Genomic DNA, 12,696 nt, shown 5'->3' with positions numbered 1-12,696 from the left:
ATGTCGAAGCTCGGCAACCTCGGCGCCCGGCTCTACCGCGGCGAAGTCGGCTACGACTTCATCGGCAAGCGGAAGCTCTGGTACGGCGTCTCCATCCTGATCACCATCACGGCCGCCGTGGCCCTGGCGGTGCAGGGCCTGACGATGGGCATCGAGTTCAAGGGCGGCGCCGTCTTCACGACGCCGAAGACCAGCGCATCGGTCAACCACGTCCAGGAAGCCGCGGAGAAGGCGTCCGGCCACGAGGCCGTGGTCCAGAAGCTGGGCAACGGCGGCATGCGCATCCAGGTCAGCGGCGTGGACACCGCCAAGTCCGACGCCATCAAGGCCGATCTCTCCCGTGACCTTGACGTCCGCGCCGCGGACGTCAACGCCGAACTGGTCGGCCCCAGTTGGGGCAAGCAGATCGCCAACAAGGCCTGGCTCGGCCTCGGTGTCTTCATGGCCCTGGTGGTGGTCTATCTGGCCATCGCCTTCGAATGGCGCATGGCAGTGGCGGCCCTCGTCGCCCTGATCCACGACATCACCATCACGGTCGGCATCTACGCCCTGGTTGGCTTCGAGGTCACTGTCGGTACGGTCATGGGTCTGCTGACGATCCTCGGCTACTCGCTCTACGACACGGTGGTCGTGTTCGACTCCCTGAAGGAGCAGTCGAAGGGCGCCACGAAGCAGACCCGCTGGACGTACAGCGAGATCGCCAACCGCTCGATCAACAGCACCCTGGTCCGGTCGATCAACACCACGGCCGTGGCCCTGCTGCCGGTCGCGGGCCTGCTGTTCATCGGTGGCGGCGTCCTCGGCGCCGGCATGCTGAACGACATCTCGCTGTCGCTCTTCGTCGGCCTCGCCGCCGGTGCGTACTCCTCGATCTTCATCGCCACGCCGCTGGTCGCCGATCTCAAGGAGACCGAGCCGGCCATGAAGGCGCTGAAGAAGCGGGTGCTCGCCAAGCGGGCCGCGGCCGCCGCCAAGGACGACTCCCGCGAGGGCGACGACCTGGACGGTGCCGCCGATTCCGAGACCGAGGCCGAGTACGACGAGGACGAGGAGGCGCAGGACGCGACGCCGGCCGGCGCCATCGCGGGCCAGCGGCGCACCCAGCCGACGTCCCGCAACCGTGGTCGCGGCCGTCCTTCGGGCAAGCGCCGATGACCGAGGTCGCCGAGCTCCTGCGGAGCCGCATCAGGGACGTGCCGGACTACCCGGAGCGGGGCGTGATGTTCAAGGACATCACCCCGCTCCTGGCGGACCCGACGGCCTTCACGGCGCTCACCGAATCGCTGGCCGAGCTGTGCACCGCATACCGGGCGACGAAGATCGTGGGCCTCGAGGCCCGCGGCTTCATCCTCGCCGCCCCGGTGGCCGTACGGTCGGGCGTCGGCTTCGTCCCCGTACGCAAGGCGGGCAAGCTGCCGGGTGCCACCCTGGGGCAGGCCTACGAGCTGGAGTACGGACGGGCCGAGATCGAGGTGCACGCCGAGGACCTGTCGAGAGACGACCGGGTGATGGTCATCGACGACGTGCTCGCGACCGGAGGCACCGCGGAGGCCTCGGTGCAGCTGATCCGGCGTGCGGGCGCCCAGGTCGCGGGAGTCGCGGTGCTGATGGAGCTCTCCTTCCTCGGGGGCCGGCAGCGGCTCGAGCCCGGCCTCGACGGTGCCCCGGTGGACGCGATCCTCACCTTGTAGACGGACCGCCGCTCCGCTCGAGCGGGCGACCCGAATCTCGGGTCGCCCGCTCCTTTCGTCCGACATTTCCCTGGCTGCGATGCAGCGGAGTCCGGAGCGGACGCGAGCGAAGCCCGGTCCCTCGCTACCATGGCAGTCCGGACCTGATCGGGGGGCCGGACCCTGCACGAGGAGCGCTCTTGCCAGACGAGGCCCGACAGCCCACCGCCGCAGCCAAGCCGGAGCCCGACCAGCCGGCCGAGGCCAAGCCCGCGGCGCCCGCTGCCACGTCCGAGAAGAGCGAGCCGGAGGCGAAGCCGAAGCCCGGTCCCACGCCTCAGTCCGCCCGCCCCGCACCGGCCGCGCCCGCCACCCGCGCGAACGGCACCGGCCAGCCCCGCTCCGGCTCCTCGAACCGGGTGCGCGCCCGGCTCGCCCGCCTCGGCGTCCAGCGTTCCAATCCGTACAACCCGGTCCTCGAGCCGCTGCTCCGGATAGTGCGGAGCAACGACCCGAAGATCGAGACGGCCACCCTGCGCCAGATCGAGCGCGCCTACCAGGTCGCCGAGCGCTGGCACCGCGGCCAGAAGCGCAAGAGCGGCGACCCGTACATCACGCATCCGCTCGCGGTCACCACGATCCTCGCCGAGCTCGGCATGGACCCGGCGACCCTGATGGCCGGACTGCTGCACGACACCGTCGAGGACACCGAGTACGGACTGGACACCCTCAAGCGGGACTTCGGCGACCAGGTGGCGCTGCTCGTCGACGGCGTCACCAAGCTGGACAAGGTCAAGTTCGGGGAGGCCGCACAGGCCGAGACCGTACGCAAGATGGTCGTCGCGATGGCCAAGGACCCCCGGGTCCTGGTGATCAAGCTCGCGGACCGCCTGCACAACATGCGCACGATGCGCTACCTCAAGCGGGAGAAGCAGGAGAAGAAGGCCCGCGAGACCCTGGAGATCTACGCCCCGCTCGCCCACCGCCTGGGCATGAACACCATCAAGTGGGAGCTCGAGGACCTCGCCTTCGCGATCCTCTACCCCAAGATGTACGACGAGATCGTGCGCCTCGTCGCCGAGCGGGCGCCCAAGCGCGACGAGTATCTGGCCATAGTGACCGACGAGGTCCAGGCCGACCTGCGGGCCGCCCGCATCAAGGCCACCGTCACCGGCCGCCCGAAGCACTACTACAGCGTCTACCAGAAGATGATCGTCCGCGGCCGGGACTTCGCGGAGATCTACGACCTGGTGGGCATCCGGGTGCTCGTCGACACGGTCCGCGACTGCTACGCGGCCCTCGGCACCGTGCACGCGCGATGGAATCCGGTCCCCGGCCGGTTCAAGGACTACATCGCGATGCCGAAGTTCAACATGTACCAGTCGCTGCACACCACGGTGATCGGTCCCAACGGCAAGCCCGTCGAGCTGCAGATCCGCACCTTCGACATGCACCGCCGTGCCGAGTACGGCATCGCCGCGCACTGGAAGTACAAGCAGGAGGCCCAGGCCGGCGCCTCCAAGGTGCGTACGGATGTGCCCAAGGGCGCCGGCAAGGACAAGGACGCCATCAACGACATGGCGTGGCTCCGCCAACTCCTCGACTGGCAGAAGGAGACCGAGGACCCGGGGGAGTTCCTGGAGTCCCTGCGCTTCGACCTCTCGCGCAACGAGGTCTTCGTCTTCACGCCGAAGGGCGACGTCATAGCGCTCCCGGCCGGAGCCACCCCGGTGGACTTCGCCTACGCCGTGCACACCGAGGTCGGCCACCGCACCATCGGCGCCCGCGTCAACGGACGGCTCGTACCGCTCGAATCCACCCTGGACAACGGCGACTTGGTGGAGGTCTTCACCTCCAAGGCCTCCGGCGCCGGACCGTCCAGGGACTGGCTCGGCTTCGTCAAGTCGCCCCGTGCGCGCAACAAGATCCGGGCCTGGTTCTCCAAGGAGCGCCGCGACGAGGCCATCGAGCAGGGCAAGGACGCCATCGTCCGCGCCATGCGCAAGCAGAACCTGCCGATCCAGCGCATCCTCACCGGCGACGCCCTGGTCACCCTCGCCCACGAGATGCGCTACCCCGACATCTCCTCGCTGTACGCGGCGATCGGCGAGGGTCATGTCGCCGCGCAGAACGTGGTGCAGAAGCTCGTCCAGGGCATGGGCGGCGAGGAGGCGGCCAACGAGGACATCGCGGAGACCTCACCGCCCGCCCGCCGCCGCAGCAAGCGCCGGGCGAACGCGGACCCGGGCGTGGTCGTCAAGGGCGTCGAGGACGTCTGGGTGAAGCTGGCCCGCTGCTGCACCCCGGTCCCCGGCGACCCCATCATCGGCTTCGTCACCCGCGGCAGCGGCGTCTCCGTGCACCGCGCCGACTGTGTGAACGTCGACTCGCTGTCCAAGCAGCCCGAGCGGATGCTCGAGGTGGAGTGGGCGCCCACCCAGTCGTCGGTGTTCCTGGTCGCCATCCAGGTCGAGGCCCTGGACCGCTCGCGGCTGCTCTCGGACGTCACCCGCGTCCTGTCCGACCAGCACGTCAACATCCTGTCGGCCGCCGTCCAGACGTCCCGCGACCGGGTCGCCACCTCCCGCTTCACCTTCGAGATGGGCGACCCGAAGCACCTCGGCCACGTCCTGAAGGCGGTACGCGGCGTGGAGGGCGTCTACGACGTCTACCGGGTGACCTCGGCCCGCCGGCCCTGACACCGGCACCCGTACGCACATGAGGAGGCCCCCGGCGATCGTGCCGGGGGCCTCCTCATGCGTACCCGGAGCGGTCAGCCGCCGAACTCCTCCAGGCCCTTGAGTGCCTGGTCGAGCAGCGCCTGCCGGCCGTCCAGCTCGCGCTGCAGCTTGTCGGCCTTCGCGTCGTTCCCCGCGGAGCGGGCGGCGTCGACCTGGGCGCGCAGCTTGTCGACCGCGTCCTGCAGCTGGCCCGTGAGCCCCTCGGCGCGGGCCCGCGCCTCCGGGTTCGTACGCCGCCACTCGGTCTCCTCGGAGTCCTGCAGCGCACGCTCCACCGTGTGCATCCGGCCCTCGACCTTCGGCCGGGCGTCGCGCGGCACGTGACCGATGGCCTCCCAGCGCTCGTTGATCGAGCGGAAGGCCGCGCGGGCCGCCTTGAGGTCGGTGATCGGCAGAAGCTTCTCGGCCTCCTCGGCCAGCTCCTCCTTCAGCTTCAGATTCTCCGCCTGCTCGGCGTCCCGCTCGGCGAAGACGGCGCTGCGCGCGGTGAAGAAGATGTCCTGGGCGCCGCGGAAGCGGTTCCACAGGTCGTCCTCGTGCTCGCGCTGGGCGCGGCCAGCCGCCTTCCACTGGGCCATCAGGTCGCGGTAGCGGGCGGCCGTCGGGCCCCAGTCCGTCGAGTTCGACAGCGCCTCGGCCTCGCCGACCAGCTTCTCCTTGGCCTGCCGTGCCTCCTCGCGCTGCGCGTCGAGCGCCGCGAAATGCGCCTTGCGCCGCTTCGAGAACGCCGACCTGGCGTGCGAGAAGCGGTGCCACAGCTCGTCGTCCGACTTGCGGTCGAGACGTGGCAGCCCCTTCCAGGTGTCCACCAGGGCGCGAAGGCGCTCGCCCGCGACCCGCCACTGCTCGCTCTGCGCCAGCTCCTCGGCCTCGGCGACCAGCGCCTCCTTGGCGTGCTTCGCCTCGTCGGTCTGCTTCGCCTTCTGCGCCTTGCGCTCCTCGCGGCGGGCCTCGACCTTCTCCACCAGCTTGTCGAGCCGCTTCGACAGCGCATCCAGATCGCCGACCGCGTGCGCCTCGTCGACCTGCTGACGCAGGTGGTCGATAGCGGTCGTGGCGTCCTTGGCGGACAGGTCCGTCGTCTGCACCCGGCGCTCGAGGAGGCCGATCTCGACGACCAGGCCGTCGTACTTGCGCTTGAAGTAGGCAAGGGCCTCATCGGGCGAGCCTGCCTGCCACGAGCCGACGACTCGTTCTCCGTCGGCGGTACGCACGTACACGGTGCCCGTCTCGTCGACGCGGCCCCACGGGTCGCTGCTCACAGCGCCTCCTCCACATGATGCCCGCGCGGAGCCTCGGCCCCCGCGGCATCGTCCACAGTTTCCTCAGGGCCGCCGGCCCACGGCGCGCCCTGCCATACGCCAACATAGGCGACGAGCAGGGGAGCTGTCCGCATCCAGCGCGAGGCAATCAATGCTTCTTGGGCCAGGCCGGCAGCGCTGCCCGCGCCGGGCGATCAGTCCTTCTCGACCGTCGCCTTTTCGATGGTGACGGCCTTCTTCGGGGCGCCGTCCGCGCCACCGCCGGACACCCCGGCCTTCGCGACCGCCTTGACGGCCTTCAGACCCGCATCGTCCATCTTCCCGAAGGGCGTGTACGAGGGCGGCAGCTCCGAGTCCTCGTACACCAGGAAGAACTGGCTGCCGCCGCTGTCCGGCTCGCCGGTGTTGGCCATCGCCACCGTGCCCGCCGGGTAGGTGACCGTGCCCTTCTTGCCGGGCTTGCCGAGCGCCTTCAGGTTCTCGTCCGGGATGTTGTAGCCCGGGCCGCCCTCGCCGGTGCCCTTCGGGTCGCCGCACTGCAGTACGCGGATGCCCTCGGTGGTGAGCCGGTGGCACTTGGTCCCGTCGAAGAACTTCTTGTCCGCGAGGTGCTTGAAGGAGTTCGTCGTCCGCGGAGTCTTCGAGGCGTCCATCGCGATCGAGACATCGCCCCGGTTCGTCTCGAGGCGCATCGTGTATGCCGCCTTCTTGTCGACGGTGAGCTTCGGCTCCTTGGACTGCTCCGGAGTGGGCGGCGCGGACTCGGCGGAGCTGTCCTTGGTGTCGTCGCCGCCGCTGAACGCGCCCGCGGCAGCCGCCACGGCACCCGCCACGAGCACCACGGCGATCGCGGCCGAGATCACCGCGAGCCGCCGCTGCGACTTGCGCCGGGCGGCCTCCCGCCGCTGCTGCTGGCGCACGTACTTCTCCCGGGCGAGCTGTTTCCGCCGCTGCTCGTTGCTGACCACCGGGTGCACTCCTCATTGCTGTCTGGGGTACGCGGACCCGCTCGAACGTCTCTCCGGCCTGCCGGCGCTTGCCCCGTACCGTATAGGCGTTGGCTGTGAGCCGAGCCTCGCCGGTAGGCTCTGATCTGCTGCAAATCTCCCGACGGACCGAATGAAGGACGATCGTGCTCATTGCCGGGTTCCCCGCCGGGGCCTGGGGGACCAATTGTTATCTGGTCGCCCCCGCCGCCGGTGAGGAGTGCGTGATCATCGACCCTGGCCACCAGGCCACCGAAGGCGTCGAGGAAGCACTCGAGAAGCATCGGCTCAAGCCTGTCGCGGTCGTCCTCACGCACGGACACATCGATCACGTCGCCTCCGTGGTGCCGGTCTGCGGCGCGCACGACGTGCCGGCCTGGATCCACCCCGACGACCGCTACATGATGAGCGACCCGGAGAAGGGGATCGGGCGCGCGATCGGTATGCCGCTGATGGGCGAACTGACCGTGGGCGAGCCGGACGACGTGCAGGAGCTGTCCGACGGCGCGCAGCTCAGCCTCGCGGGTCTGGACTTCCATGTCGCGCACGCCCCCGGCCATACCAAGGGGTCGGTGACCTTCCGGATGCCCGAGGCCGCGGACGTCCCGCAGGTCTTCTTCTCGGGCGATCTGCTGTTCGCCGGCTCCATCGGACGCACCGACCTGCCCGGCGGCTCGCACGAGGACATCCTCGAGTCGCTCGGCCGGGTGTGCCTGCCGCTCGACGATTCGACCGTCGTCCTGTCCGGACACGGTCCCCAGACCACCATCGGCCAGGAGCGCGCCACCAACCCGTATCTGCGGCAGGTGGCCGCCGGCCAGGGAGCCGGACAGGCTCCTCGACGAGGAATGTGACGAAAGTTTCCCGTGAGTACTTTCCAGGCCCCCAAGGGCACCTACGATCTGATCCCGCCGGACAGCGCCACCTATCTGGCTGTCCGTGACGCGATCTCCGAGCCGCTCAGAAACTCCGGCTACGGCTATGTCGAGACGCCCGGATTCGAGAACGTCGAGCTGTTCGCGCGCGGCGTCGGCGAGTCCACCGACATCGTCACCAAGGAGATGTACGCCTTCGAGACCAAGGGCGGCGACAGGCTCGCCCTGCGCCCCGAGGGCACCGCGTCGGTGCTCCGCGCCGCGCTCGAGGCCAATCTGCACAAGGCCGGCAATCTGCCCGTCAAGCTCTGGTACTCGGGCTCGTACTACCGCTACGAGCGCCCGCAGAAGGGCCGTTACCGCCACTTCTCGCAGGTCGGTGCCGAGGCGATCGGCGCCGAGGACCCGGTGCTCGACGCCGAGCTGATCATCCTGGCCGACCAGGCGTACCGCAGCCTGGGCCTCCGGAACTTCCGGATCCTGCTCAACTCGCTGGGCGACAAGGAGTGCCGGCCCGTCTACCGGGACGCACTGCAGACCTTCCTGCGCGCCCTCGACCTGGACGACGAGACCCGCCGCCGGATCGAGATCAACCCGCTGCGGGTGCTCGACGACAAGCGGGCCGACGTCCAGAAGCAGCTCGTCGGCGCCCCGGCGCTGCGCGACTACCTCTGCGACGCCTGCAAGGCGTACCACGAGGAGGTCCGCGAACTGCTCACGGCGGCGGGAGTGGTCTACGAGGACGACCCGAAGCTGGTCCGCGGGCTCGACTACTACACCCGCACCACCTTCGAGTTCGTGCACGACGGCCTCGGGTCGCAGTCCGCGGTCGGCGGCGGCGGACGCTACGACGGCCTGTCCGAGATGATCGGCGGCCCGGCGCTGCCGTCGGTCGGCTGGGCGCTCGGCGTCGACCGTACGGTGCTCGCCCTGGAGGCCGAGGGCGTCACGCTCGAACTGCCCGCGACCACCAGCGTGTTCGCGGTACCGCTCGGCGAGGAGGCCAGGCGGACGCTGTTCTCCGTGGTCACCGGACTGCGCAGGGCGGGCATCGCCGCGGACTTCGCCTTCGGCGGACGCGGCCTGAAGTCCGCGATGAAGAGCGCCAACCGCTCGGGCGCCCGCTACACCCTGGTGGCCGGCGAGCGCGACCTGGCCGAGGGCGTCGTCCAGCTCAAGGACATGGACTCCGGCGAGCAGCACCCCGTACCGCTGGCGTCCGTGACCGACGAACTGCGGGCGCTGCTCGGCTGATCCGGGCGGCACGCGACCGCGACGACGAGGGGCTCACCGAAGGGTGGGCCCCTCTCGTGTCGCGGCGGACCGCGTCACAGCAGTTCGTGCCGCATCGCCGTGGTCACCGCGGCCGTACGGTCGTCCACGCCCAACTTCCCGAAGACCCGCAGCAGATACGTCTTCACGGTGGACTCGCCGATGTACAGGCGGCGGCCGATCTCCGCATTGGTGCAGCCCTCCGCGACCAGGCGCAGCACCGCCGTCTCGCGTTCGGAGAGCCGGGGCCGCTCCGGGCGGGTCCGCAGCCGGTCCACCAGACGGGCCGCCACCGACGGCGCGAGCACGGTCTCGCCACGCGCCGCGGCCCGTACGGCGTCCGCCAGTTCACCGCGAGCCAGATCCTTGAGCAGATAGCCCGCCGCTCCCGCCTCCACCGCCCGCAGGATGTCGCCGTCGCTCTCGTACGTGGTCAGGACGATCACCCGGCAGGGCAGGCCCGCGGCGCCCATCCGCTCGATGGACTCGACGCCGTTGCCGCCCGGCATCCGCAGGTCCATCAGGACGATGTCCGGGGCGAGTTCGGCACTCAGCGCCTCGGCCGCCGGCCCGCTGGACGCCTCCGCGACGACCTCCATGTCCGGCTCGACGCTGAGCATCGCGCGCAGACCCTCCCGTACCACCGGGTGGTCGTCGGCGAGCAGGACGCGGATCATGAGTCACTCCTCGTGTCCGCGGGTGCCTGCGCGACCGGCGCCGGGAACGGCAGCCGTACGGTGACCTTGGCCCCCTCGCCCGGCGCGCTGTGCACCTCGGCGGTCCCGCCGACCTCGACGGCCCGGGCGGTGAGTCCGGCCAGACCGTAACCCTCGTGCGGGACGGACGGGTCGAAGCCCGGACCGTCGTCGCGCACCGTCAGGTCGAGCGCCTCGGCGGTGTACGTGAGCCCGACGGTCACTGTGGGTTCGGGACCCGCGTGCTTGCGTACATTGGCCAGCGCCTCCTGACAGGCGCGCAGCGCCACCACCTCCAGGCCGGGCGGCAGCGGCGCCGCTGTCCCGCGCACCGCCACCTCGGCCGGTGGGTCCTGGCGCCCGGCGAGCCGGCGCACCGCGTCCGGCAGCGAGGCGCCGTGCAGATCGGCCGGACCGCCGTCCGCGACCAGGGCGCGCGCCTCGTCGAGGTTCTGCCGCGCGGTGTCGCCGAGCATCCCGAGGTGGCGCCGCGCGGCCACCGGGTCGTGCTCGATCTCCGCGTCCAGCGCCTGGGACAGCATCAGGACACTTGTGAAGCCCTGGGCGAGGGTGTCGTGGATCTCCCGGGTGAGGCGCTCCCGCTCGGCGAGGGCGCCGTGCGCCGCCGAGAGCCGGGCCACCTCGCCGCGGCTGGCCTCCAACTCCTCGATCAGCAGGGCCCGTTCCTGACTCTGCTCGATGATCGAGGTGATCCAGTGGCCCATGGCGACCGAGAACACCAGGGTCACCAGGGCGAAGACCGTGTTGTAGAAGAACTCCCGGCCGCTGACCGTCCACACCAGCGCCCAGCCGATCACCGGCGCGATGTTGACCACGGTGACCGCCACCAGCGCGGGCACTCTGCGCAGCGCCATGAAGCACTGCGGCACGAGCGCGAAGGCCATCAGCCGGGTCTCGCCCATCAGCGTCCCGGCCGGCAGGAACAGCATGATCGTGGCCGTCATGTACCGCTGCGACCGCCGTACGTCCGCACCGTCCGCGATCAGCAGCCGGCGCCCGAAGAGAACATAGAGCGGCACCAGGAGCGTGAGCAGCCCGGCGGTGGCGAACCGCACCGCGGGGGACGGATCGCCGGTGCCGAGCACGAACACCACGGTCGCCAGCCACACCACCGCGTAGTAGCCGTCCCAGATACGGAACGAGCGATCCCACACGTCGGGGGAGCGGGCCCCGGTCGTGCCGCTCAGCCGTCGCGCCGGCTCTTCCACCGGAATGTCAGCAGACACAGCAGCAATCCTCCGACGCACCAGGCCGCGAGCACCAGCGCGATACGGCCGTACTCCCAGCTACCCGTCTGTTCCAGTATCCGCGCCGACTCGGGCAGGAACACGCCCCGCAGCCCCTGGCACATCCACTTCAGCGGGAACAGCGCCCCGATATTGAGCATCCAGTCCGGGATGGTGTCGATGGCGATGTAGACCCCGGAGATGAACTGCAGTACCAGGAACGGCAGGATGACCACCGAGGTGGCGCTCTGCGCCGACTTCGGCACGCTGCTGATCGCGATGCCGAGCAGCGCACAGCCGGTCAGACCGAGGACGAAGATCCAGCCGAAGGTGAGCCAGTCCGCCGCGCCGCCCGGCAGCTCGATGTCGTACACGGCGACACCGACCGTGAGCAGCAGCACCGTCTCGAGGAGCCCGGTGACGAGGACCAGCCAGAGCTTGCCGAGGAAGTACGCCGCCGGGGGCATCGGTGTGCCGCGCAGCCGGCGCAGCACGTTCTGGTCGCGTTCCATGGCGATGGAGATGCCGAGCGACTGGAAGCTGGTGGACATGATGCCTGCCGCGATCATCGCCGGGACGTAGAGCTGCGATGCGGTGATGTCCGCGCCCTGCACGTCGTCGCTGAAGATCGAGGCGAAGAGGAAGAGGAAGAGGACCGGGAAGGAGAAGGTGAAGATCACCTGGTCCCGCTCGCGGAAGAACTGCCGCAGTTCCAGGGCGCCGCGGGCCAGGCCCAGCCGCCAGGCGCCGGGAAGCGCGGCGGCCGGTCGGCTCGCGGTACGTGTCTCCGTACGGGTCGTGGTCATCGCGCGCTCTCCTGTCCGGTGAGCCCCAGGTAGATGTCCTCGAGGGTCGGGCGGCTGATCCGCAGGCCCGGGATCTCGCCGTCGAAGGACGCGCTGAGTTCGGCGACCGTACGGGTCGGGGTCCCGGTCCGCTCGCTGTGCGCGCGGCCGTCGTGCCCCGTCCACTCGACCGTCGCGAGCGAGCTGTGCAGCCGGCGCAGTTCCGCGGGCGAGCCCTCGGCCGCCACCCGGCCGGCGGTGATCACGGCGAGCCGGTCGGCGAGGGCTTCGGCCTCCTCCAGATAGTGCGTGGTGAGGACGATCGTGGTGCCCTCGTCGGCCAGCGCCGCGACCAGTTCCCAGAACTGCCGCCGGGCCGCGGGGTCGAAGCCGGTGGTCGGCTCGTCGAGCAGCAGGACCTCAGGGCCCCCGACGATGCCGAGCGCCACGTCGAGCCGGCGGCGCTGACCGCCGGACAGGCTCTTGACCCGGGCGCCGCTCTTCTCGCCGAGGCCGACCAGGCCGATCACCTCGCCGGGGTCCCGGGGCGACGGGTAGTAGCGCGCGAAGTGCCGCACCGTCTCGTCCACGGTCAGCTCCGCCGGCGCCGACTCGTCCTGCCAGACGATCCCGATGCGGGCGCGCAGCTCACGCCCCGCGCTGCCCGGATCGGAGCCCAGGACCCGCACATCGCCCGCGTCCCGCGTGCGGTGGCCCTGCAGGATCTCCACCGTTGTGCTCTTGCCCGCGCCGTTCGGCCCGAGCAGGCCGAAGACCTCCCCGCGCCCCACCCGCAGATCGATCCCGTCGACGGCCGTGACGTCCCCGTACCGCTTGCGCAGGCCGCGCACCTCGACTGCGGCCTCGGTGTCCCCTGTTGTGGCGTCCATGGTCCGACCCTGGCGCGGATCCCGCCGTGCCGGGCCCACCGGTCGTACGCGGTGATGTCCACCGACCGGTGGACACACAGGCTCGTGCGGCACAATGAGCCTTTCCGCAGGGCCTCCTGAGGGCCACCGACCGACCGACGGAATGGCGTGATGGGCAAGACGACTACGGCGAAGAACGGCTCGCACTCCAGCGCTTCCCAGGACGTCTCGTCGGATGTGGGCGGGGGTGTGGGTGCCGGGCGTGGGCTCGGGGTGCTCCTTGTGGTGACGGGG

Annotated in this window: 11 protein-coding genes; 5 read left to right on the top strand and 6 right to left on the bottom strand. The window is 70.5% G+C overall.

Annotation, left to right across the window (positions count from 1 at the left end; genetic code table 11):
- The 3 genes from secF to DY218_RS06905 all read left to right on the top strand — a co-directional run bounded on the left by secF (window position 1) and on the right by DY218_RS06905 (window position 4,369).
- Window positions 1–1,155, top strand: a complete 1,155-nt coding sequence (secF, locus tag DY218_RS06915; protein ID WP_128555030.1) for a protein translocase subunit SecF — start codon at window positions 1–3, stop codon at window positions 1,153–1,155.
- Window positions 1,152–1,691: an adenine phosphoribosyltransferase gene (locus DY218_RS06910; protein ID WP_128555029.1), complete on the top strand. Its 540-nt coding sequence runs from the start codon at window positions 1,152–1,154 to the stop codon at window positions 1,689–1,691. The genes secF and DY218_RS06910 overlap by 4 nt, the downstream gene beginning before the upstream one ends.
- A 179-nt stretch (window positions 1,692–1,870) precedes the next feature.
- Window positions 1,871–4,369 (top strand): RelA/SpoT family protein, encoded by a 2,499-nt coding sequence (locus DY218_RS06905; RefSeq protein ID WP_128555028.1) that lies wholly within the window; start codon window positions 1,871–1,873, stop codon window positions 4,367–4,369.
- Between the two features lie 74 nt (window positions 4,370–4,443).
- Here the strand turns inward: DY218_RS06905 and DY218_RS06900 are convergent, their stop codons facing one another.
- A complete protein-coding gene (locus DY218_RS06900; protein ID WP_128555027.1) occupies window positions 4,444–5,673 on the bottom strand; it encodes a DUF349 domain-containing protein in 1,230 nt (409 codons plus the stop codon).
- Between the two features lie 194 nt (window positions 5,674–5,867).
- On the bottom strand, window positions 5,868–6,641 hold the full coding sequence (locus DY218_RS06895; RefSeq protein ID WP_128555026.1) for a peptidylprolyl isomerase: 774 nt from the start codon (window positions 6,639–6,641) through the stop codon (window positions 5,868–5,870).
- A 164-nt stretch (window positions 6,642–6,805) separates the two neighbouring features.
- Between DY218_RS06895 and DY218_RS06890 the strand changes: the two genes are divergently transcribed.
- Window positions 6,806–7,513, top strand: a complete 708-nt coding sequence (locus tag DY218_RS06890; protein WP_128555025.1) for an MBL fold metallo-hydrolase — start codon at window positions 6,806–6,808, stop codon at window positions 7,511–7,513.
- Window positions 7,514–7,525: 12 nt separating this feature from the next.
- Entirely contained in the window at window positions 7,526–8,788 is a 1,263-nt protein-coding gene (gene hisS / locus DY218_RS06885) for a histidine--tRNA ligase (RefSeq protein ID WP_128555024.1), read from the top strand.
- A 74-nt stretch (window positions 8,789–8,862) separates the two neighbouring features.
- Here hisS and DY218_RS06880 read toward each other — a convergent pair whose 3' ends face one another.
- Genes DY218_RS06880 through DY218_RS06865 form a run of 4 tightly spaced genes read right to left on the bottom strand, consistent with a single transcriptional unit; the run spans window position 8,863 to window position 12,423 of the window.
- On the bottom strand, window positions 8,863–9,483 hold the full coding sequence (locus tag DY218_RS06880) for a response regulator (RefSeq protein WP_128555023.1): 621 nt from the start codon (window positions 9,481–9,483) through the stop codon (window positions 8,863–8,865).
- Window positions 9,480–10,748: a sensor histidine kinase gene (locus DY218_RS06875; RefSeq protein WP_128555022.1), complete on the bottom strand. Its 1,269-nt coding sequence runs from the start codon at window positions 10,746–10,748 to the stop codon at window positions 9,480–9,482. Before DY218_RS06875 ends, DY218_RS06880 begins: the two co-directional genes overlap by 4 nt.
- On the bottom strand, window positions 10,706–11,554 hold the full coding sequence (locus tag DY218_RS06870) for an ABC transporter permease (protein WP_128555021.1): 849 nt from the start codon (window positions 11,552–11,554) through the stop codon (window positions 10,706–10,708). Before DY218_RS06870 ends, DY218_RS06875 begins: the two co-directional genes overlap by 43 nt.
- On the bottom strand, window positions 11,551–12,423 hold the full coding sequence (locus DY218_RS06865) for an ABC transporter ATP-binding protein (RefSeq protein ID WP_128555020.1): 873 nt from the start codon (window positions 12,421–12,423) through the stop codon (window positions 11,551–11,553). Before DY218_RS06865 ends, DY218_RS06870 begins: the two co-directional genes overlap by 4 nt.
- Window positions 12,424–12,696 lie beyond the last annotated feature (273 nt).

The sequence above is a fragment of the Streptomyces triticagri genome, from assembly GCF_003429565.1.
GTDB classification, from domain to species: Bacteria; Actinomycetota; Actinomycetes; order Streptomycetales; family Streptomycetaceae; genus Streptomyces; species Streptomyces triticagri.
The sequence above is the reverse complement of the archived record's forward strand: the minus strand, read 5'-3'. Positions and strand labels throughout refer to the sequence as shown.